Origin of the sequence: Nonomuraea sp. NPDC049695 (genome assembly GCF_040674955.1) — a bacterium.
In the GTDB taxonomy this organism is placed as follows: Bacteria; Actinomycetota; Actinomycetes; order Streptosporangiales; family Streptosporangiaceae; genus Nonomuraea; species Nonomuraea helvata.
On the sequence record NZ_JBFANV010000031.1, the window covers coordinates 1 to 19,795 of the forward strand.

General features: G+C 70.1%; 18 protein-coding genes and 1 tRNA gene. 6 read left to right on the plus strand and 13 right to left on the minus strand.

The genetic code is table 11. The annotated features are described in order from the left end of the window. Nucleotides 1-167: 167 nt before the first annotated feature. The 8 genes from AB0J64_RS25680 to AB0J64_RS25715 all read right to left on the minus strand — a co-directional run bounded on the left by AB0J64_RS25680 (nucleotide 168) and on the right by AB0J64_RS25715 (nucleotide 8,777). Nucleotides 168-392 carry a helix-turn-helix transcriptional regulator gene (locus AB0J64_RS25680; RefSeq protein ID WP_364031532.1) on the minus strand — a complete coding sequence of 75 codons (225 nt, stop codon included), beginning with the start codon at nucleotides 390-392 and terminating at the stop codon, nucleotides 168-170. Between the two features lie 162 nt (nucleotides 393-554). Beyond that, nucleotides 555-630: transfer RNA gene (locus AB0J64_RS25685), tRNA-His, on the minus strand. A 68-nt stretch (nucleotides 631-698) separates the two neighbouring features. Continuing rightward, nucleotides 699-1,292, minus strand: coding sequence for an oligoribonuclease (gene orn / locus AB0J64_RS25690; protein ID WP_364031535.1), 594 nt, complete (start codon nucleotides 1,290-1,292; stop codon nucleotides 699-701). A 68-nt stretch (nucleotides 1,293-1,360) separates the two neighbouring features. Beyond that, on the minus strand, nucleotides 1,361-2,578 hold the full coding sequence (locus AB0J64_RS25695) for a DUF2510 domain-containing protein (RefSeq protein WP_364031538.1): 1,218 nt from the start codon (nucleotides 2,576-2,578) through the stop codon (nucleotides 1,361-1,363). 49 nt (nucleotides 2,579-2,627) lie between these two features. Further along, nucleotides 2,628-3,968 carry a hypothetical protein gene (locus AB0J64_RS25700; RefSeq protein ID WP_364031541.1) on the minus strand — a complete coding sequence of 447 codons (1,341 nt, stop codon included), beginning with the start codon at nucleotides 3,966-3,968 and terminating at the stop codon, nucleotides 2,628-2,630. Between the two features lie 20 nt (nucleotides 3,969-3,988). Further along, nucleotides 3,989-5,656: a protein kinase gene (locus AB0J64_RS25705; RefSeq protein WP_364031544.1), complete on the minus strand. Its 1,668-nt coding sequence runs from the start codon at nucleotides 5,654-5,656 to the stop codon at nucleotides 3,989-3,991. Nucleotides 5,657-5,762: 106 nt separating this feature from the next. Next, nucleotides 5,763-8,096: a protein kinase gene (locus AB0J64_RS25710; protein ID WP_364031547.1), complete on the minus strand. Its 2,334-nt coding sequence runs from the start codon at nucleotides 8,094-8,096 to the stop codon at nucleotides 5,763-5,765. 42 nt (nucleotides 8,097-8,138) lie between these two features. Continuing rightward, a complete protein-coding gene (locus tag AB0J64_RS25715) occupies nucleotides 8,139-8,777 on the minus strand; it encodes a pyridoxamine 5'-phosphate oxidase family protein (RefSeq protein WP_364031550.1) in 639 nt (212 codons plus the stop codon). 71 nt (nucleotides 8,778-8,848) lie between these two features. Here AB0J64_RS25715 and AB0J64_RS25720 point away from each other — a divergent pair, with 71 nt between their 5' ends. Next, nucleotides 8,849-10,231 (plus strand): PLP-dependent aminotransferase family protein, encoded by a 1,383-nt coding sequence (locus AB0J64_RS25720; protein ID WP_364031553.1) that lies wholly within the window; start codon nucleotides 8,849-8,851, stop codon nucleotides 10,229-10,231. Between the two features lie 178 nt (nucleotides 10,232-10,409). Then, a complete protein-coding gene (locus AB0J64_RS25725; RefSeq protein ID WP_364031556.1) occupies nucleotides 10,410-11,117 on the plus strand; it encodes a hypothetical protein in 708 nt (235 codons plus the stop codon). On the opposite strand, the gene AB0J64_RS25730 is transcribed toward AB0J64_RS25725, so the two are convergent. Together AB0J64_RS25730 and AB0J64_RS25735 are read right to left on the minus strand one after the other, a co-directional pair. Next, on the minus strand, nucleotides 11,098-12,219 hold the full coding sequence (locus AB0J64_RS25730; protein WP_364031559.1) for a DegT/DnrJ/EryC1/StrS family aminotransferase: 1,122 nt from the start codon (nucleotides 12,217-12,219) through the stop codon (nucleotides 11,098-11,100). The two genes, AB0J64_RS25725 and AB0J64_RS25730, sit on opposite strands and share 20 nt — an antisense overlap. Then, nucleotides 12,216-13,157, minus strand: a complete 942-nt coding sequence (locus tag AB0J64_RS25735; RefSeq protein ID WP_364031562.1) for a GNAT family N-acetyltransferase — start codon at nucleotides 13,155-13,157, stop codon at nucleotides 12,216-12,218. Before AB0J64_RS25735 ends, AB0J64_RS25730 begins: the two co-directional genes overlap by 4 nt. Nucleotides 13,158-13,456: 299 nt before the next feature. Here AB0J64_RS25735 and AB0J64_RS25740 point away from each other — a divergent pair, with 299 nt between their 5' ends. After that, entirely contained in the window at nucleotides 13,457-14,485 is a 1,029-nt protein-coding gene (locus AB0J64_RS25740) for a phosphotransferase family protein (RefSeq protein WP_364031565.1), read from the plus strand. Nucleotides 14,486-14,526: 41 nt separating this feature from the next. Beyond that, nucleotides 14,527-15,276 (plus strand): SDR family NAD(P)-dependent oxidoreductase, encoded by a 750-nt coding sequence (locus AB0J64_RS25745; RefSeq protein ID WP_364031568.1) that lies wholly within the window; start codon nucleotides 14,527-14,529, stop codon nucleotides 15,274-15,276. A 194-nt stretch (nucleotides 15,277-15,470) separates the two neighbouring features. On the opposite strand, the gene AB0J64_RS25750 is transcribed toward AB0J64_RS25745, so the two are convergent. Next, nucleotides 15,471-16,505, minus strand: coding sequence for a transposase (locus AB0J64_RS25750; protein WP_364031571.1), 1,035 nt, complete (start codon nucleotides 16,503-16,505; stop codon nucleotides 15,471-15,473). Between the two features lie 110 nt (nucleotides 16,506-16,615). On the opposite strand from AB0J64_RS25750, the gene AB0J64_RS25755 reads away from it, so the two are divergent. After that, nucleotides 16,616-18,004 carry a xylan 1,4-beta-xylosidase gene (locus AB0J64_RS25755; RefSeq protein ID WP_364031574.1) on the plus strand — a complete coding sequence of 463 codons (1,389 nt, stop codon included), beginning with the start codon at nucleotides 16,616-16,618 and terminating at the stop codon, nucleotides 18,002-18,004. Between the two features lie 219 nt (nucleotides 18,005-18,223). After that, complete coding sequence (locus AB0J64_RS25760; protein WP_364031577.1) at nucleotides 18,224-18,568, plus strand: hypothetical protein; 345 nt, start codon at nucleotides 18,224-18,226, stop codon at nucleotides 18,566-18,568. A gap of 80 nt (nucleotides 18,569-18,648) precedes the next feature. On the opposite strand, the gene AB0J64_RS25765 is transcribed toward AB0J64_RS25760, so the two are convergent. Further along, complete coding sequence (locus tag AB0J64_RS25765; protein ID WP_364031579.1) at nucleotides 18,649-18,861, minus strand: DUF397 domain-containing protein; 213 nt, start codon at nucleotides 18,859-18,861, stop codon at nucleotides 18,649-18,651. Further along, on the minus strand, nucleotides 18,851-19,795 hold the full coding sequence (locus AB0J64_RS25770; RefSeq protein WP_364031582.1) for a helix-turn-helix transcriptional regulator: 945 nt from the start codon (nucleotides 19,793-19,795) through the stop codon (nucleotides 18,851-18,853). Before AB0J64_RS25770 ends, AB0J64_RS25765 begins: the two co-directional genes overlap by 11 nt.

Sequence of the window (19,795 nt, forward strand, 5' to 3'; positions counted from 1 at the left end):
ACATCAAGACCAAAGGACAGGCGGCCGGGCTGGTCGTCTCAGGGCGTGGAGACCCACCCGGGTCCGCGAAACGTCAAGCACCCCGTTCCACAGCACAGGCCGCGCAAGCGGCACGAGCTGCCGCATAGCGGCACGGGAATCCCCGTCCCTTCAGGGCAGGGAGCAGGTCAATCCTGGCGGGACAGCCACAGCCCGATGGCCGTGACCCGGGAGTTCACCCCTAGCTTCGCGTAGATGCGATTGACGTGGTTCTTGACCGTCTTCTCGCTGAGGAAGAGCCGTTGCGCGATCTGGCCGTTGGACTGGCCGGTCGCGATCAGGTCCATGACCTCGGCTTCGCGCTTGCTCAAGGACGTGAACACGCTTTCGAACGCTGCGTCGTCGACTCTCATCCGGCCTCCGGGGGCGCGCAGACGGTCAAGATCGCCGATGGCCCCCGTGCTCTCCGGCGTTAGCGGTATTAGACAGCGAGCATAACTCGCATTGTCATGGTTTGGGGCCATTGTCGGGAGAAAACGCCAACGGCCGGTCCCGAAGGACCGGCCGTTGGGCGGTGGGGTGAGCGAAGGGACTTGAACCCTCGACATCCAGGACCACAACCTGGCGCTCTGCCAACTGAGCTACGCCCACCATGAGCCGCCCTCGTGTGGCGGCACAGGAAAAGTGTAGCGGGGTTCAGGAGTCTTTACGCCACTCCTTTAGCCGCTGACGCGCTCTGCCAGCGATCTCGCGGTCGCGGAGTCGGGTCCCGGCTGCGCCACGAAGATCGCCGCGCGGTAGTAACGCAGCTCCCTGATGCTCTCCGTGATGTCCGCCAGAGCCCGGTGTCCGCCCTGCTTCTCCGGTGCGGCGAAGTAGACCCGCGGGTACCAGCGGCGGACCAGCTCCTTGATCGACGAGACGTCGATCATCCGGTAGTGCAGATAGCCGTCGACCCCGGGCATGTCGCGCGAGATGAACGTGCGGTCGGTGCCGATGGAGTTGCCGCACAGCGGCGCCTTCTTCGGCTCGGGGATGTGGCGGCGGATGTAGTCGAGCACGAGCGACTCGGCCTCCGCCAGCGTCACCCCGCCGCCCAGCTCGGGCAGCAGCCCCGACGCCGTGTGCATCTCACGCACGACGTCGGACATCTGCTCCAGCGACTCCGGCGGCGGTTTGATGACCACGTCGACGCCCTCGTCCAGCTGATTGAGCTCGCTGTCGGTGATGACGCACGCCACCTCGATAAGCGCGTCGCGGCTCAGGTCGAGCCCCGTCATCTCACAGTCGATCCAGACCAGCAAGTCACTCATTCGTTCTCCTCGCCCAGCGGCTCGGAGCAATCCGCCCGCTTGTTACCCCACCAGCCTAGTGCCACCGGTCAGGCCGGCTTGAGCGAGCTGAGAACCTTGCCGAGCACGTCGGTGCCGAGATTGTCGGGTACGGACGCGTACACGATGGCAGGTCGTTCACCCTGACCGCGATCCATGAGCACGATCGCGCCGTTCTCCTTCTTCCACTTGTAGCCCTTCTCCTCCGAGATCTTCGTGAAGTCGAGCTCGAACTGCAGCACCCAGGCGTCCTTGTCGCCGATCTTGATCGCCTTGTCCTGCACGACCTTGGTCTCGTGGGCGATCTGGTAGTAGCGGGTGGAGAAGTCGACGAAGACCGCCTTGGCCGTCTCGCCCAGCCCCGACGCGCCGCTGTAGGGGTAGAGCTCGTTGAGCAGCCCCGTGTAGACGTTGCCGACCCAGTCGCCCTGGCCGTCGTACTTCTCCTGTGCGGTGGCCTGCACCGCGCCCGACCACGTCTGCTGGGTCGGGTCCGTGCCCGTGACCTCGTTGGCCGGAGGCACCGTCCAGTCCTCAGGAACCTGGAAGGAGAGGCCCGCCTGCTTGTCGGTGATGCGGCCGTCGACCGGCTGCGGCAGCTCGACGGCGCCCTGGGTGGGCGGCGGGCTGGACGGCAGCTCGTTGCTGGGCGGCGGCTGCTGCTCGTACGTGTCCTCCGGCGTCGGCGACGAGGCGGTGTCCGTGCTGCTCCGGTTGATGAAGAAGATGCCTCCCACCACCACCAGCGCGATCACCACCAGCGCGGCCAGCCCTCCGAACACCCACGGCAGCGGATTGCTCTGCTTGGGTGGCGGGCCGTAGCCGGGGCCCGGCAGGGGGCCGCCGGGCCCCGGCCACTGGGCGGTCGGAGCGGGCTGGCCGTAGGCCGACTGGCCGAAGGTCGGCTGGCCGTACTGGAGCGTGGGGTTCGCGGGCGACGCCGACCAGTCGGCGCCCGACTGCGGCTGCGGCCCGGAAGGCGGCTGCTGGGGCTGAGCCTGGAACTGCGGCCCCGGGCCCGGCTGCTGAGGCTGGGGCCCCGAGCCCGGCTGTTGGAACTGCGGTCCGGAGCCCGGCTGCTGGGGCTGTGGCTGGAACTGGGGCTGGGACTGCGGCTGGGGCTGGAACTGCGGCCCTGAGCCGGGCTGCGGCCCTGAGCCCGGCTGCTGCGCGTGTACGGCATCGGTCCACTGGTTGCCGTCCCACCAGCGGAGCTGGGGCTCTCCGTAGGGGTCTGGGTACCAGCCCGCGGGGGTCTGCGTGGTCATGGTCGCCAGATTAGTAAGAACCGCATTGATATGCATTGCTGGGACGGCATCAACACTTGTACGTGAAGCTCGCCTTGTCGGTGCGCACCGGGCCGGGCGTCAGGATCCGCAGTGTGGCGGTGGCTTTGACGTTGCTCCTGCCCTGCAACGTCCATCGGAACGGCACCTGGTACGTCGTCTGGTCCGACTTCGTGCGCAGGGTTCCCTTGACGACCTCCTTGTCCAGGTTCTTGCGCCATTCATAGGTGATCTCGCCGGGTGCCCCGTTGGTGACCACAGTGCCGGTGATCAGGACGGCCTTCCCGCAGCCCTGGGTCTTCTTCGGCGCCGCCACGTCGATCGACATGACCGCCAGTTCCGGCGAGTCGCCCGCGTAGAGCCAGGCCAGGATCGCCCCCGCCATGATGGCGGCGAAGAGGGCCGAGGAGAGGATCGTGCGCCGCCGCCGCGCCCGCAGGGCCTTGGCCGGTCCGCTGCCGCCGGGGCGGTGCTCGGTGGCGGCCTGGTCGCGCCCGGACCGCCAGATCCGCTCGGCGGTGGTCTCGGGCTGCTGCACCTGCGTGCCGATCCCTGGCCCGAACTGCACGGATTCCGAGGCCCGCCCAGGGACGTGCAGCAGCGTGACGATGTCACCCTCGTCCCTGGGCGGCAGTGCGGGCGGCGGCGCGAACGCCCGAGCCTGCGCGAACGCCGACCTCCCCCGAGCGGCCTGAGCCAGCCCGTCCCGGCCGGCCGCCTCGCCGATCAGCAGGTCGCGCGCGGTGGCGAGGCCCAGGGTGCCGGCCGTGGCCGCGGCACGTTCCAGCAGCTCGGTGAGGCGCGAGCGGCCCTGCCCGAGAGAGGCGGCCAGCCCGCGCGCCAGTGACGCCCAGCCGGCCGCGTCCCGCTCGCGCGGGGAGGCCTGGCCGCGGATGGCGTCGGACAGGCCGCGCTCGGACAGCAGCGCGGCGCCCTCAGCCGTGATCACGACGGTGCCCGGGTGGACCGAGCCGTGGGTGACCCCGGCCGCGTGCAGCGCGAGCAGGGTCTGTACGGTCTCCAGCAGCACGGACACCGCGCCCGGCGGGTCGATCGGCCCGGCGGCGAGCAGATCGGACAGCGTGGGGCTGACCGCCTGCGCGGTGAGCAGCCACACCTGGTCACCCGCCGCCACCACGTCGGCCACCGGGATCAGCCCGGTCAGCCCGCCCAGTACGAGCCGCTGGTCGGTCATGACCGTCTGCACCACGCGCTCGCGCACGCCCGGCAGGCCGATGATCCTCGGATCGAACAGCAGCGCCCCCGCCCTGCGGCCATCGGGTGAGATGGCGTCGATCCAGTTGCCGACCTCGGTCAGCCAGGTGTGCTCTGTGAGCCGGAATCCGGCGATACCGTTTACAGGGTTGCTCATCGCCGTCCCCCCGGCGCTTCCTAGCGCTTCCTTCGGTGCCGTCCCGCCATACGGCGTTTCACCGCAAGTGTGACCGGAACCGCGCCGGACGTCATCAGGCCGAAGGCGACGAACGCGGCCTGCGCCTTGCTCGCGCCGTCGAGCCGCGGCTCCTCCGGCGTCGGCTCGCTTCCGTCACCGCCCTTCGTCGGCGCCTCGCCCCCGGTGTTCTCGCCCTCCTTGGGGCCCTCGCTGGGGTCTGCCGGGGGCTGGCTCGGCTGGCTCGTCGACGTGGTGGGGGTGGGATCCGGAGCGGGAGCGGACGAGGACGGCGGCCGCTGGCCCTCGGGGTCCTGCGCCGTGCCGGTGACCTGAGGCTGGTCCGACGTGGGCGTCGAGGTGGGTTTCTTCGTCCTGGTCGGCGGGGTCCTGACCGGGGTGGGCGTGGGCCGTGGCGTGGGGGTCCGCGTGGGACGCCTGCTCGCGGTCGGCCGGACGGGAGGCGGCGCGGCGCTCTGCGTACTCGTCGGCGTCGGCGCGGGCGTGCTCGCCTCCGGAGTGGTCTCCTCGGCCGTGGGCGCCGGATCCTCCTCCTCCGTCTCGGTCGGCTCGAGCGTGGCAGGGGTGGCCGTGGTCGGAGTGACCGTGCTGGTCTGCGCCCGCAGCGCCGGCTCGTCCATCGAGACGTTGACGAGGACCACGGCCGCGACGAGCAGCACCCCGGCCGCGCTCGCGCCGATGGCCACCTTCGCGGACAGCTTGCCGAGGATCCGGGAGGGCCCGCGGAACCGGGTCTCGGCCAGTGAGGTCTGCGCCTGGGCGGGCTCGGCGAGCTCGCTCGGGAAGAGCAGAGCCAGCAGGCCGGCGAGGGCGGCCAGGCGGCGTCGCCCGCGCTCCTCCCAGTCGCGTCCGTACCCCTCGGCCGCGACGGCCTCGAGCTCGGCCAGGAACGCCTCCGCGGAGCGCGGCCGCTCGGCCGGGTCCTTGGCCAGGCCGCGCTCGATCAGGCCCTGGAGCGGCGCGGGCACCTCGTCCACCGGCGGCGCCGCGCTCTGGTGCTGGCGGGCCAGGGCCGCGATGGTGGACGCGCGGAAGGGCCGGGTGCCGGTCAGGCACTCGAAGAACACGACGGTGGCCGCGTACACGTCGGTCGCGGGCGCGGGGCGGCCTCCCGACCACTGCTCGGGCGCCATGTACGGCGGCGTCCCCGCCACGCTGACGCCCTCGCCCGCCCTGACCGCGATGCCGAAGTCCACGAGCTTGCTGGTGCCGTCGCCCTGGACCATCACGTTCTCGGGCTTGAAGTCGCGGTGCACGACGCCGATCGCGTGCGCCGAGGCCAGACCCTGGAGCGACCCCTTGAGCACGGTCAGCGCCGCCTCGGGGCCGGTGGGGCCCTCGGACCTGAGGATCTCGCGCAGCGAGACCCCGTTGATCAGCTCCATGACGATCGCCGCGCCCTGGCCGGTCTCGACGTAGTCGATCAGCCGGGCGTGGTACTTGCTCTGGACCGTGCCGAGCAGCCTGGCCTCGTGCCGGAACCGGGCGACGAACGCCACATCGGACCTCAGCTCGTCGCTGAGGTACTTGATGGCCACCTCGGCGCCGTCGCGGTCGCGCCTGGCCAGCATCACGCGGCCGGCCGCCCCCTCGCCGAGCTGGCGGACCTCGGTATAGCCCGGGACCCCCCACCGCCCATCACCGTGCATAACGGGTCTCCTCTGGAGTATTCCGGGCCCCCACCCTCATCAACCGGCGTAGCTTAACCAGAGGGAACCGCTTTCCCGCTACCGGAATGCATATAAGTCAGGAATCTCACCCGATGGTGCCCTCCGAGCGGGGGCTCGGGGTCCTGCTGGGCTCCGGCTCCTTGGGCTCCTGGGGCTCCTGGGGCTCCTTGGGACACTCCGCCGTGGCGCCGCCCGCGCTGTCGCTCCCGTTGCCCGCCGCCGGATCGGTGGAGGCCGTCACGGACCACTTGGTGCCGCACGGGAGCTTGACGGAGTGGCTCAAGGTCCTGGTGTACGAGGTCGCGCCGGACAAGGTGACCGACTCCGACCCCCCGCCCTCGCTCGCCGCGAACGACACGACGAGCCGTACCGGCTGGGTGTTCGACGTGGCCACCGACACGGTCGCGACGAGACCGCCCTCACCCTGACCGGCCCTGACGATCGACACCCGCTCCACCTGCGGCGGGCAGGGCGCCGAGGCCCGCGCGGTGGCGGTCCTGCCGCCCGCGGACACCCGCACCGACACCGTCGCGCCGCAGGGCCGCGACTTGAAGGTGTGCGTGAACGAGCGCGAGTAGGAGGTCCGGCCCGACAGGCTCGCGGTACGGGTGCCGACCGGGTCGCCGTTCACCGCGAACTCGGCCTCGACGGGGATCTCCCCGGTGCCGGTCGCGGCCACCCTGACCACGGCGTTCGCGGTACGGCCTGGCGCGGCGGGGAGGTTCAGCGAGACGCGCAGGCCGTTCACCCTCGTCGGGCAGGGCGGCACCGAGAGCGAGGCCGACCTGGCGCCGCCCTGGGCCGCGGGGGAGGTGGCGACGGTCACCGTGACCGTGCTGCCGCACGGGCGCTCGCCCATGTCCCAGGTGAGCGCGCGGGTGTAGGACTTGGCGCCGGACAGGCGCAGGCGCTGGACGCGGCCGTCCGTGCCGGGAGCGGTCCAGGTCGCGGTGGCGGCCACGGCGGCGGTGCCGCTGGTGCGCACGGTGACCGTGGCGGCGGCGACCCCGTCCTCGTCGACCGTGAGGCCGCCCACGCTCACCCCGAGCACCGCGGTCGCCGGAGCGGGGGTGGGAGTCGGGGTCGGGGCGGGAGTTGGCGTGGGGGTCGGTGTCGGCTTGGGGGTGGGTGTCGGCGTGGGCTTCTTGGTGGGTTTGGGGCTCTTCACCGGTTTGGTGGTCGCCGGGGAGCTGACCGGGGTCTTCGCGGGGCTTTCAACGGGTACGACCGCCTCGCGCGTGCTCGGGGGCGTCTCGGGCGAGGCGGTCGTTTCCGGCGAAGGGGTCGCCTCCGGCGTCTCCTCAGGCGCGGACGACGGATCGGACGACGGATCGGCCGCCGGCTCCGTCGTGACCTGCGACGGTGGCACGGCCGCCGCAGCGCCGATGGGCTCCGTGGGCATCGGCGAGTGGCGGTTGGCCAGCACGACCACCACCACCGCCACGGCGGCCGCCGCGGCCAGTGCGCCGCCCATGGCCACGCGGGCCGTGTTCGAGCGCAGGCCCCGGAACACCGTCCTGGCCAGCGAGGTCGTCGCCTCGGGAGCGGGTGTTTCCGGCGCGGGCAGCAGGAGCGCGAGCAGGGCCACGAGCGCCGCCAGCCGCCGCTTGCCGCGCTCCTCCCAGTCCTCGCCGTACGCCGCCCTGGCCGTGGCCTCCAGCTCCGCCACGAACGCGTGCGCGCTGACCGGCCGCCGCGCGGGATCCTTGGCCAGCCCGCGCCTGACCAGCTCGCGCACCGGGTCCGGCGCGTCATGGAAGGGCACGGGAGCGTGAATGTGCTGGTAGCCGAGCACGCTCGGCTCGGTCGACCGGTACGGCCGGTGCCCGGTCAGGCACTCGAAGAAGACGGCCGTGGCCGCGTACACGTCGGTCGCCGGTGTGGCGGGCAGCCCCTCCCACAGCTCGGGCGCCATGTACGGCGGCGTGCCCTCCGGATGCGCCGCCGTGCCCTGCCGCACCGCGATCCCGAAGTCGACCAGCTTGCTGACGCCGTCGTCCCTGACGATCACGTTCTCCGGCTTGTAGTCCCTGTGCACCAGCCCGAGATCGTGCGCCCTGGCCAGGCCGAGCAGCGAGCCCTTCAGCACGGCCAGCGCCGCCTCAGGCTCGGTCGTGCCGTTCTCGCGCAGCAGGGCCCGCAGCGAGACGCCGTTGACCAGCTCCATCACGATGCAGGCCCCACCGGCGTCCTGGAGGTACTCCCACATCGTGGCGATGTTCGGGTCGCGCAGCGTGGTCAGCAGCCGCGCCTCCGACTGGAACCTGGCCAGCGCGGCAGGGTCGCGCCGCAGCTCCTCGGAGAGGTACTTGATCGCGACCTTGACCCCGGTCTCGTCGTGCAGGGCCAGCGCCACCCGACCGCTGGCGCCCGCACCGAGCTGCTTGACTTCGGTATATCCGGGAGCGCTCCACTCCATCGCCCTCTCCCATCAGGAGCAGGTGGTGCCTGCTTAATGGAACTACTCCCGACGGAGGATGTGAACGGGCATATCGATACCTTCTGGGAGCACCGGATCCGGCTCAGGTTCGCCCCATGAGGTGACCAGGGGCAGCACCCCGGCCCATACGGGCAGGTCGTAGTCCTCTTCCTCGTCCTTGGGCCCGCCGCGCCTGATCTTGACCGACGCCTCCTCCAGTGACAGCGCCAGCACCGCCGTGGCGGCCAGCTCCTTACGTGACGGCCGCCTGACGTAGTCCCACTGGCCGGGCGCGAGCTGCTCGGACAGGGCCCGCAGCCCCGCCATCCGCTCGTCGGGGTCCGTCACCACCCTGGCCGGCCCGTAGATGACCGCCGAGCGGTAGTTGACCGAGTGGTTGAAGATCGAGCGGGCCAGCACGATGCCGTCCAGGTGCGTGACCGTGACGCACACGTCGCTCCCGTCGCCCGCGCGCAGCGACGTGGCCCCGGTGGAGCCGTGCAGGTAGAGGGTCTCGCCGATCCGGCCGTAGCCCGTGGGGACGACCATGGGATGGCCGTTCACGACGACGCCCAGGTGGCAGATCAGTCCGGTGTCGAGCACCTCGTAGAGATCGTTCCTGTCGGTGCTGCCGCGCTGCTTCTCGCGGCCGAGCGTGGTGCGGGGAGTGGTGGAGAGCATGATTCGACCGTAACCACGAAGTGGACCTATCCTGTATGGCCACTATCCAGCCCTTCGCGGAGACCACTTCCGTGCGTACCCACGTTGACCTGCCCATATCTCTCTCGCGCGACTCGGACGAGCCGCTGACGGCGCAGCTCGCCGACTGGCTGCGGCGCGCCATGCTGGACGGCACGCTGGCGCCCGGCGAGCGGCTGCCGTCCACACGTTCCCTGGCGGCCCAGCTCGCGGTGAGCCGGACCGTGATCACGGAGGCGTACCAGCAGCTGTACGCCGAGGGCTGGCTGGACGGGCGGCACGGCTCCGGCACGTTCGTGGCCGACATGGAGGTCACCAGGCCGCAGCCCAGGGAGAGCATGTACGTGCCCGCGCCGCCGCCGGCCCCGGCCGACTCGATCGACCTGACGCCGGGCGAGCCCTGGGTGCGCGACTACGACCAGGCGGCGTGGCGGCGGGCCTGGCGCAAGGCCGCCGACCTGCCGCCCGGCGCCGCACCCAACCCGTACGGCCTGCCCCGGCTCAGGGAGCTGCTGGCCGACCACCTGAGACGGGCCAGAGGCATGGCCGTCGGCCCGGAGAACATCCTGGTCACCAGGGGCACCGGCAACGGGCTCGACCTGTGCGCGCTGGCCCTGCTCGGCGGCGGCGCCCGGGCCGGCGTCGAGGACCCGGGCTACCACGTGGCGCGGACGGTGTTCGCGGCCAGGGGCGCCGAGGTGGTGCCGTGCCCCGTGGACGAGGACGGCGTGATCGTGGACGGGCTCCCCGGCGATCTCCGCGTGCTCTACACCACCCCCGCGCACCAGTACCCCCTGGGCGGGCGGCTGCCGATCCCGCGCAGGGAGCGGTTGCTGGCCTGGGCCAGGAGCACCGGCGCGACGATCGTCGAGGACGACTACGACGCCGAGTTCCGCTACGACGTGGCCCCGCTGCCCGCACTTTACGGGCTGGACCCCTCCCGGGTGGTGCTGCTCGGCACGCTGTCCAAGACCCTCGCGCCCGACGTGGGCGTCGGCTGGCTCGTCGGTGACCCCGAGCTGGTCGCCACGATCGCCCGCCTGCGCCGCAGCGTCGCCGACCGCACCAGTGGCCCCGTACAGCAGGCCGTGATCACCCTGCTGGAGCACGGCGACCTCGACAGGCACCTGCGCAGGATGCGCCTGGAGTACGCGCGCCGTCGCGCCGCGGTCGTCGAGCTGCTCGGGCCCGTCTGCCGCCTGCGCGGCGACACGGCCGGGCTGCACGTCCTGGCCGAGCTGCCGGCCTCCGTCGCGCCGGAGGTGATCGCGCGGGCCGGCGAGCGCGGCGTCCTGCTCGACTCCACCATGCGCCACCACCACGGCCGGGCCCACCTGCACGGCCTGGTCATCGGCTACGGCTCCGCCTCGCTCGCCGACGTCCGGCGCGGCTGCCGGATCCTGGCCGACCTGATCCGCGCCGCCCGTCCGCGCTGACGCCCCGTCCCACGTTCGGCGCCGGAGTACGGCGCGTCACACCGTTCCGCAAGGGACCTCAGTCCCGACGACGCGGGGGAGGGGGCGTAGGCGGACGCCCGTGGGGGTGGATGCTCAGGCCGGATTTGAGTAGCCGAGCCCTCGTGCCACCGAGCAGCGGCACCGCACAGTGAGCCGTATGAAATGGTGGCTACTGCTCGCGTCCCTGCTCGTCACGCTGCTCACCGCCTGGCTGATCCTCTACGCGGGCGTCGCGCTGTCCACGCTCCTCTCGCTGGGCGCAGGAGCGGTCAGCCTGCTCTGGCTGGTCGTCATCCTGACCGTTCCGTGGAACCTGTGTTTCGCCGCCCGCCACGTCGTCCACGAGATCCACGTGTCGAGGGAGGCCGGCATCGAGGTGGCCCAGCACCGCGAGGACGAGGCCAGGCGCATAGCCCGCCGCATGCTCGTCCTCGCGATCTGCGGCCACGTCGTGTCCGCCGCGGTGATCGCGGTCGTCACGTTCTTCTCGGGGGCCCAGACCGGCTACTACTTCGCCGGGTTCTACCTACTCGCGACCGGTTTCCGGCCGATCGCGGCGTACACGTCGCACCTGCGCGACCGTGTCAGGACGCTCGGCCGGGAGGCCCGGTACCCGCGCGCGGACGTGGTCACCCTGCGCGATCAGGTGTTCGAGCTGGAGGAGGCCGCGCGGGACCTGCGGCGGGACGTCGAGAAGCTCACCGCGGACCACCGCGCGCTGGAGCTGGCGGACCACGATCTCGGCCGGCGGATCACGCTCATGGCCCGCCGGTTCGACGAGACGGTGGACGGGCTGAGCGACAACCAGGAGGTGATCACGGGGCTGAAGGCGTTCCTGCGGCTGGTCAGGGCGGACCCTGCGTAGGGGACTCCAGATCGCGCAGGACGGGGAGGGCTCGGCCGGCGTACATCGGATCGACCGGGAGCACGTGCCGCGCCCACCAGCGCGCGGGGCCGGGGTCCGGGGACGGCTCGGTGAAGGCGGGGGCGTAGTCGTCGTACGGCGGGTCGTACAGGTAGCCGGTGGCCACCCCGCGCCGCTCCAGCGCGGCGATGGCCGCGTCGCGGTCGCGTACCAGGAGCGGCACGCGGAACAGCGGCCGGCGCACGTCGTCGCGTACGGCCGGGGCGACCGTGGGCAGCTCGGCCAGACGCGTGACGCCGGCCAGCCGCCGCCGGCGGTCCGCGGGCACCTTGGCCAGGCGTCTGGACCGGTACCAGCGGGCCACCGGGCCGCGGCGCGAGCGGTAGTCGTGCAGGTCGGCGCGGACCCACGGGTCGAAGGGCGGCAGCTCCGGGGCCTGTTCGAGTGCCCCCTTCAGGGCCTCCGGCTCCAGGGGGATGCGGTAGCCCTCGCGCTCCTCCTGCATGCCGAGTGCCCGCATGAGCCGGAGCGCCGGGCGTACGAGGTCGAGCCTGAGCGCCGCCTGGCGGGCCATCGAGGTGGCCACGCCGATCAGGTCGGCCCTCAGCGAGCCGGGCGCCAGCAGGGCGTCGCGGGCGCGTTGGAGCGCACGCAGGTCGGACTCGTGCTCGACGGCCAGGACGCCGCCCGAGCCCGCGCCCGGGTGCTTGGCCAGGCTGAACACCCCCGCCTGGCCGAACGTGCCCAGCGGCCGGCCGGCGATGCTCGTCTCCATCGCGTGCGCCACATCCTCGATCAGGATTTTTTCGGACAAGGCGGGGGCGTTGTCGGGGAGGCCGTACAGATTGGTCGTCAGGACGGCGTCCACCGCGGCGAGGTCGGCCCGGGAGACGTCGATGTTGCCGTCCCGGGGGGAGAGCGGCGCCATCACCGGGCGCAGCCCGGCCGCGAGCACCAGGAACAGGATCTCGTCGGCCGAGACCGGCGACATGAGCAACCGCTGCCCCGGCTCGCACCAGTGGCGCAATGCCAGGTAGAGGCCGAGACGGTTGGAGGGGAGCGACAGGCAGCGGCGGCCCGTGCGCTCCCGGATGAGCCTCACCCTTGCAGGACGGTACGGAGCCGCCCGTACGTCTTGAGCGCCTTGTCGGCGGTCTTGAGCAGCAACGGGTTGCTCAGCACCGTGGCGCGTGTCTTGCGCACCGGCACGCGCAGCATCCAGTGGACGCCCGCCGCCGCGCCGATCCGTGCCACCCGGCCCTCGGCCACCTCGAGCTGGCCCGTCTTCAGCTTGTCCTTGTACTCCTTCTCCCCACGGCCCATGTCGATCACCTGGATGCCGTGCTTGGCGGCCTGCTCGGCCATCGCCAGGTGGTGGATGAGGCCGGGGGAGTATTTAGCGAAATGGGGGTCGTAGGCGGGGAACCACCCGGCGAGCGTCGTACGCGTACGCAGCCCGAAATGCCCGGCCATCGGCCGGTCGTCCACGTACACCATGTCCAGCACCCCGGCGAAGCTGTCCGAGCGGGTCGCCAGCAGCCGCTCGACCAGCTCCACGATCCAGCGGTGCGCGAACCTGTCGGTACGCCCCGTGCGGCGGTACTGGTCGGTCTTCCAGCCGAGCAGCGTGTGGAGGGGCGCCAGGTCGGTGGTGGCGTAGTCGTGGCGGACCGTCCCGGCCTCGCGCTCGAGCTTGCGGGACTTGGCCAGGGTGGACTTGTACGTCTTGCCGGAGTGCTTCCTGAGCTCCTCCGCGTAGTGGTCGTAGCCGCCGCGCAGGTCGATGATCGGCGACGGGTGCCGCGAATGCCGAGCGCTCAGCAGCGGCTGGCCGGACACCAGGTGGTCGAACTCGTACACCGCGAGCCCACAGGCCTTGATCAGGCTGCGCGGTTCGATCTCGAAGTCCTTGGCGCGGATCAGCCCCTGCGCGTCGGTCAGCCCCGCGGCGACCGGTTTGCCGATGCCCAGCGGATGTCGCTCAAAAGGGAAGAAGCCTACGATATTAGGACCATCGTAAAGAACGGCGACTCGCACCATATTTCGAAGTGTGCTGACCGTAATGGTGAATTCTGGCGACAAGAAGGGGCTGTCGACCGAAGGGTCCGCTTCCTGCAGATCGCGCCATCGGGCCAGTTCTGAATGTCCCAGCTCATGGGGCAGGGCAAGGGTGACGCGCATGGGCTCCTACCGTTGGCATGCCACTATTTCTTGATATTGAGGGGGGACCTGTACGGTCAGAGTAAAGGCTATTACTAGAAGCGTCATTGCCGCAGGTCTGGAACGTTACAGAACTCCCAGCTGGTGTTCAGGACCGAGTGACGTTCTAATGTTGGTCCATGACCGTACCTGGCATTGACCGGCCCGCACTGGTCGCATGGATGGGCCGGCACGTGCCCGACGCGGGCGAGCCGCTGTCCGTCTCGCTGATCTCGGGCGGCAGGTCCAACCTGACCTACCTTGTCGAGGCCCGCGAGCGCCGCCTGGTGCTGCGCCGGCCGCCGCTCGGTCACGTGCTGCCCACCGCTCACGACATGCGGCGTGAGTGGCGGGTCATCTCGGCGCTCGCGCCCACGCCCGTTCCGGTGCCCTCGCCGGTCGCGTTCTGCGGGGACGAGTCCGTCATCGGGGCGCCGTTCTATCTCATGGCGTACGTCGAGGGTGCGGCCGTACGGACCAGGGAAGAGCTGGGCTCGCCCTCGCCGGAGCGGACGCGGCGGCTGTCGGAGCGGCTGGCCGAGGTGCTGGCGGCCATCCACGCGGTGGACTACCGCGAGGTGGGGCTGGGGGACTTCGGGCGGCCCGAGGGGTACCTGGCCAGGCAGCTCGACCGGTGGGGGCAGCAGTGGGAGCGGTCGAAGACGGCGGACCTGCCCGAGTACGACCGGCTCGTGCGGCGGCTGCGGGAGCGGCTGCCCGCCTCGTCCGACAGCACGCTGGTGCACGGGGACTACCGGCTGGACAACACGCTGATCGAGCTCGGAGACTCTCCCGAGATCGCGGCCGTGGTGGACTGGGAGATGTCCACGCTGGGTGATCCGCTCGCCGATCTGGGGCTCACTTTGACGTACTGGCACGATCGGGGGGATTCGGAACGGGCCGGGATTCCGGTGGCGGGAGATGTGACAGTGGCGCCCGGGTTCATGAACTCATCGGAGTTCGCCGCCCACTACGCAAAGGTTTCGGGTCGGGATATTTCAGATCTTGGGTTTTATGTGGCTTTTGGAAACTTCAAGCTCGCGGTCATCGTGGAGGGTATCCACGCCCGGTTCCGGCAAGGTAAGACCGTTGGGGAGGGATTCGACCGCATCGGCTCCGCGGTGCCGACGCTGATCTCCCGCGCACATCGCATGCTCGACCAGCCCTGACCCGTACGGGCACCCCTGATTCTCAGCCCTCAAGGAGCGCCATGAGCACTGTTGCACTCATCACCGGAGCGGCCAGCGGCATCGGCGCCGCCGTGGCGCGGCGGCTGGCGGCGGGCGGTGCCAGATGCGTCCTCGTCGACCTCGACGGCGAAGGCGTCGAGCGGCTGGCCAAGGAGCTGGGCGGCGCGTGGCTGGCCGCCGACGTCAGCCAGGAGGAGGCATCCCTGGAGGCGGTGGCGCTGGCCGAGCGGCGCTTCGGCCGGCTCGACCTGGTCCACCTCAACGCGGGCGTCTCCGGGCAGGTGGACCTCGCGGACTTCGACGTGGCGCGTTACCGCCAGGTGGTCGGGGTGAACGTGGACGGCGTCGTGTTCGGGGTGCGGGCCAGCCTCCCGCTGCTCATCCGGTCCGGCGGGGGCGCCATCGTGGCCACCTCGTCGCTGGCCGGACTCGTGGCATTCTCCGGCGACCCGATCTACACCATGACTAAGCACGCCGTCGTCGGCCTGGTCAGGGCGCTCGCCGAGCCGCTGGCCGTGCAGAACATCCGGATAAACGCCGTATGCCCGGGATTCACCGACACGCCGCTGGTGGCCGAGTCGCGGGAGATGTTCGTCGATGCCGGATTCCCGCTGCTCACGGCGGAGGACGTGGCCGCTGCCGTCGAATCCGCCTTCTACGCCGACACCCCCGGCACGCTCCTGGTCGTGCAGCCCGGCAGACAGCCGGTGCCGTACCGCTACGCGGGGGTGCCGGGGCCCGCGGGCGGCCAGCGCCCACCCGCGCTCTGATAAACGGCAAGTCGCTTGCAAGTGGGATTATTAGCGTAATAAGGGCTGGGGCTATCCCGGCCCTTGTGCTTTTCCTTATGTTCACGCGCCCTGAAAAACCTTCGCCGGCTCGTGAGCCCCTTGTACATTTGCGCCACGATGAGGAGCGTCCATTGGCATCCTCCCCGCCTGGAAGCCAGGGATTCCAACCTATCTCACACGGTAAGGAGGATAGGTTGAGGTTCGCGGTGCACCGGCCTGGCAACCCATGGCCCTTCCCGCGCAGACACGGCATGCCCTGCCGCCAGCTTCATGTTCCTGGCTGCGTTGACGTCGGCGTTGTCGGCGTATCCGCAGGATCGGCAGCGGAGGACGGCTTGGCTCTCGCGCGCCTTCGCATCCACGACCCCGCATGCCGAGCACCGTTGACTCGTGTACGCAGGACTAACTCGCACAACCCGGCCCGGAGCCTTCTGCTCAAGCCTTTCAACGAGCTGTCCCCAGCCCGCCGACAGGATCGACCGATTCAAGCCCGCCTTGGCCAGAACGTTCTTGCCTGGCACAGCCATCGTTCCTCGTGCGGACCGAGTCATGTTGCCGATCTTCAGGTCTTCGACGGCGATCACGTCGAAACGCCGCGCCAGTTCGGTCGAGGTCTTCTCCACCCAGTCCTTGCGCCGATCGACCTCCCGCCCCTTCAGCCTCGCGATTGCCGCTTTGACCTTGCCGTGCCGCCTCGACCCGCGTTCGCTCCTGGCCAGCCTACGCATCAGCCGTCGCAACCGGGCCTGCTCGAACGGGTGCAGGCCGGATGCGCTCAGCCTCTCGCCTGTGGACAGAGCCGCGTGCACGGCCGCGCCACGATCCACGCCGACCGTCTCATGGTTGCCCGGCGCGGGAATTGGCTCGGGTATCGCCGCGAATGCGACGACGCGGAACCCCTCGCTCCGCCCGCGCCTGCGCCAAGTCGGGCGGCGGTGCGTGCCGCCGAAAAAGTTCGCCATCGCTTGGGCGAAGTCCTTCAGCGCCTGCTGCTGGACGATGATCGACCCGGCGCGCAGCCAGGGGAACTCCGCTCGCGCCTGGGTCAGTTGGCGGCACTGCTCGGCAAACCCTGGCGCGGTCTTGCGTCCCGGACGCCAGTGCTCATGTTGCTCTACCGCCAAATTCCATACAAACCGGGCGTGGGCGCAATGCTCCAGCAGCGCCGCCACCTGGGCGGGCGCGGGCTGAAGCCGGTATCGGGACACGCCGATCAAGTTACCTTTCGCCACCGACAAAACCGGGAGGCTGGAATGTGCGACTGCTCTCTGTTTCTTGCTTGTCCAGAAGGATGGCGCATCCACACTGTAGGTGCCGAGTGATTCCGACTGACGGCCGGCACGCGCGGCGACGATCTCCGTGGCCGCTCGCTCTGGGAGCGGGCATTCTGGCGGTGGTGCTCGTGGCGGGCATCATGGTCTACGCCTCGGCGCGCACCAAGGCCCGCACCATGTTCAGGGGCGACGAGGTCGCCACGACGGTGCCCAACGAGCCCGCGCCGCAGCTGGAGCAGCCGCCGGCGCTCGCCAACTGGCCGCGCTGGGGCGTCACCCACACCCAATACAGCGCCGACAACGAGCCGCGGCGGGTCGCCGAGCAGGCCAGGGGCATGCTCGGCCGGGTCCCGATGCTGCAGAACCAGCACATCATGGGCTGGGGCGTCGGCAACCCCGAGCCGAGTCCGGGACAGTTCAACTTCCGCGATCTGAACCGGCGGCTGAGGTTCATGGCGTCGTCGCGGGCCGTGCCGGTGATCACGCTGTGCTGCGCGCCCGACTGGATGAAGGGCGGGCAGGCCGGGCGTACGGACTGGAGCAGGAACCATACGGTCGCGCCGAAACGCGAGCACTTCGACGACTACGCCAAACTGGCCGCCAGGGTCGCCCGGCAGTATCCGACGGTCAAGCACTACCTGGTCTGGAACGAGTTCAAGGGCTTCTGGGACCCGTCCAGGAACCGCTGGGACGCCGAGTCCTACACCGAGCTGTACAACAAGGTCTACACGGCCTTGAAGAAGGTGGACAGCAACATCCAGGTCGGTGGCCCGTACATGCCGATCGAGAGCAACACCAGAGGCGGCCGCTCCGAACTGAGCGGGCCGTGGGGCACGGTCGACCAGAGGGCGCTGGACGCGATCGAATACTGGCTGGAGCACAAGAAGGGCGCCGATTTCGTCGTCGTCGACGGCGCCTCCATGACGAACGACCGGGGCAACGTCCCCGATGATTTCGCGGCCCAGAACAAGTTCGGCGCGATCACGACCTGGCTGCGGCAGAAGAGCCATGACCTGCCTGTGTGGTGGGCCGAATGGTACGTCGAGCCGGAGAATTCGGGCTGGTCGGAGCGGAAGCGCACGGCGGTGCAGGCGGCGGCGCTGATGGAGTTCGCCAGGAGCGGCGTGACGACCGCTCTCTACTGGAACCCGCAGCAGCAGGGCGCGGGCGAGTGCTCGGGCTGCCTGTGGGCCCCGAAAGTCGGCGGTGAGATGCCGATGGCCGGCTTGCTCAGCGGCTTCACGAAGTGGTTCCCGATGGGGGTGCGCGTGCAGCAGGTGGCCACCTCGAACCCCCGGATCAAGGCACTGGGCCAGGAGCGCCAGGTCGTCATGGTGAACACCTCGGACAGGCCCGTTTCCGCGAGGGTGGACGGCCGGCGGGTGACGCTGAAACCGTACGAGATCAAGTGGTCAGGTCGCGGCGGCGCCTGAAAGCATGGCCCTCCACGGATGAGGCGCTGCGCGCCTTGGAGTTCCAGACAGCGCCTCCCAGGGGGCTCACACCCTCTTTGCTCAGAACCGCAGCGGCGATCAGGAGGCATCGCGCCGCCCCCCTTGGCGCCTACGAGCTCTGCTCCCCGGTGTCGTAGCGGGCGAGGTCTCCCTTGCCTAGGCGGCTATAGCCCGATATTTCGAGCTACGGTCGTTCGGGTGAGTACCGACGAAGACCGTGCCCGTCTGGCCCAGCAACTCGGGCGGTTACCCGTGCGCGAACTGGTCGACGTGCTGGGCCGGGTCCTGCCCCGGCACGCCGAGGACGGCGACGGAATGCGTACGGCGCTGGTCCTGGCCACGGCCACCGTCTACGAGCAGGAGCCTGCCGGCATCGACGTGACGCTGGTGGCGTGGCCTGATCGGGAGCACTACGACGATGGTCTCGGACCGGAGCAGGGGCTGTGGGAGGACGGGCGCTGCGCACGGTGTGACGTCGAGGTCAGCTCCAACGCCAAACGGGCTCGCTGCCCGGTGTGCGACACGCCCTGCACGCTGACCTGAACTGGCCGGGCATTCGTCCCGGCGTAGGAAAGAGGGGCTCGGAAACACCAATCGAGCCCCTCTTCTGGCTAGAAGCCCTGCTAGAAGTTGAATTCGCCCTTGCCCATGCCGTCTCGGAAGGCCGCCCATTCCGCCGCGGTGAACACGAGGGCGGGGCCGCCGCGGTCCTTGCTGTCTCTCACGGCGACGCGTCCACCGCTGAGGGGCGCGACCTCGACGCAGCTGCCGCCGTTGCTCCCCGATGCCTTGGCCTTGCGCCAGGCGGCCGTGAGCAGTTCGTTGTCAGTCTCCATACCTCTCCATCATCTCGCGAATGACTTTCTCGCTGACGTTCACCGGATGCGCCATGCTGCTCAGCGCATCCCACCGCACCCCAAGGGCTCGGACCTTGTCGATATGCGTGATCACCTCACCCGTTAACGCGCTCTCCAGATAGGCGGCGTCGGGAGAGCCGTCCACCTGCGCGATTTCGAACGCGCCCAGCAGACCGGTGGTCATCCCCGCCGACAGGGGGACGATGCGTACGGTGATGCGCGGATGCTTCATGACGGTGACCAGGTGTGCGAGCTGTTTGCGCATCACCACTGCCCCGCCGATGGGTCGAAATAGCACGCTCTCGTCGATGAGAGTCGAATACATGGGCGGATTCGGCTCGTCGAACACAGCCTGACGCTTCAGCCGGACCTTGACGGCCTTGTGCACCTGCTCCCGCGTGGTGCCGGGCTCGCCGAGAAGAACCTGTTCGGCGTATCTCTCCGTCTGGAGAAGCCCGGGAATCACCAGAGGCTCGGACGTCCGGATGGTGTGGGCCGCGGCCTCGATCCCCGGCCATGGTCTGAACCATGCGGGCCCCAGGTCCGTGTGGATATCGGGCAGGAGTTCCTTCAGTTGGCCGTTGAGCCCGAGAACGCGCTCTATTTCCTCCGTGAAAGCCTCGCTCGGCGTGCGCTTGCCGCGCTCGACGGCGCCGATCTGGCTCTCGCTGTAGGTGACCCCAGGGGCTGCGGCAAGGCGTTCCTGCGACAGGCCATGACTTGTCCGGAATTTCCGCATTCGTGCGCCATACTCCGCTCGCGCGCGTAGGCGGGCCTCCCGCCCGTTTGCCGTCATGTCATGCCCTTTGCCTTCCAGCTCTGGCGCCCCTACAAAGCTCACACACACTGTCGGCGGCACTTGGAGGAAAGTGGAGTCCTGTTCTCGCAACACAAAGTAACGGCATGACGCCAT

What these genes read in the sequence shown, in the direction of transcription:
- AB0J64_RS25680 (WP_364031532.1), bottom strand. Translation starts at nt 392, where the DNA reads ATGAGAGTCGACGACGCAGCGTTCGAAAGCGTGTTCACGTCCTTGAGC.
- orn (WP_364031535.1), bottom strand. Translation starts at nt 1,292, where the DNA reads ATGAGTGACTTGCTGGTCTGGATCGACTGTGAGATGACGGGGCTCGAC.
- AB0J64_RS25695 (WP_364031538.1), bottom strand. Translation starts at nt 2,578, where the DNA reads ATGACCACGCAGACCCCCGCGGGCTGGTACCCAGACCCCTACGGAGAG.
- AB0J64_RS25700 (WP_364031541.1), bottom strand. Translation starts at nt 3,968, where the DNA reads ATGAGCAACCCTGTAAACGGTATCGCCGGATTCCGGCTCACAGAGCAC.
- AB0J64_RS25705 (WP_364031544.1), bottom strand. Translation starts at nt 5,656, where the DNA reads ATGCACGGTGATGGGCGGTGGGGGGTCCCGGGCTATACCGAGGTCCGC.
- AB0J64_RS25710 (WP_364031547.1), bottom strand. Translation starts at nt 8,096, where the DNA reads ATGGAGTGGAGCGCTCCCGGATATACCGAAGTCAAGCAGCTCGGTGCG.
- AB0J64_RS25715 (WP_364031550.1), bottom strand. Translation starts at nt 8,777, where the DNA reads ATGCTCTCCACCACTCCCCGCACCACGCTCGGCCGCGAGAAGCAGCGC.
- AB0J64_RS25725 (WP_364031556.1), top strand. Translation starts at nt 10,410, where the DNA reads ATGAAATGGTGGCTACTGCTCGCGTCCCTGCTCGTCACGCTGCTCACC.
- AB0J64_RS25735 (WP_364031562.1), bottom strand. Translation starts at nt 13,157, where the DNA reads ATGGTGCGAGTCGCCGTTCTTTACGATGGTCCTAATATCGTAGGCTTC.
- AB0J64_RS25740 (WP_364031565.1), top strand. Translation starts at nt 13,457, where the DNA reads ATGACCGTACCTGGCATTGACCGGCCCGCACTGGTCGCATGGATGGGC.
- AB0J64_RS25745 (WP_364031568.1), top strand. Translation starts at nt 14,527, where the DNA reads ATGAGCACTGTTGCACTCATCACCGGAGCGGCCAGCGGCATCGGCGCC.
- AB0J64_RS25765 (WP_364031579.1), bottom strand. Translation starts at nt 18,861, where the DNA reads ATGGAGACTGACAACGAACTGCTCACGGCCGCCTGGCGCAAGGCCAAG.
- AB0J64_RS25770 (WP_364031582.1), bottom strand. Translation starts at nt 19,795, where the DNA reads ATGGCGTCATGCCGTTACTTTGTGTTGCGAGAACAGGACTCCACTTTC.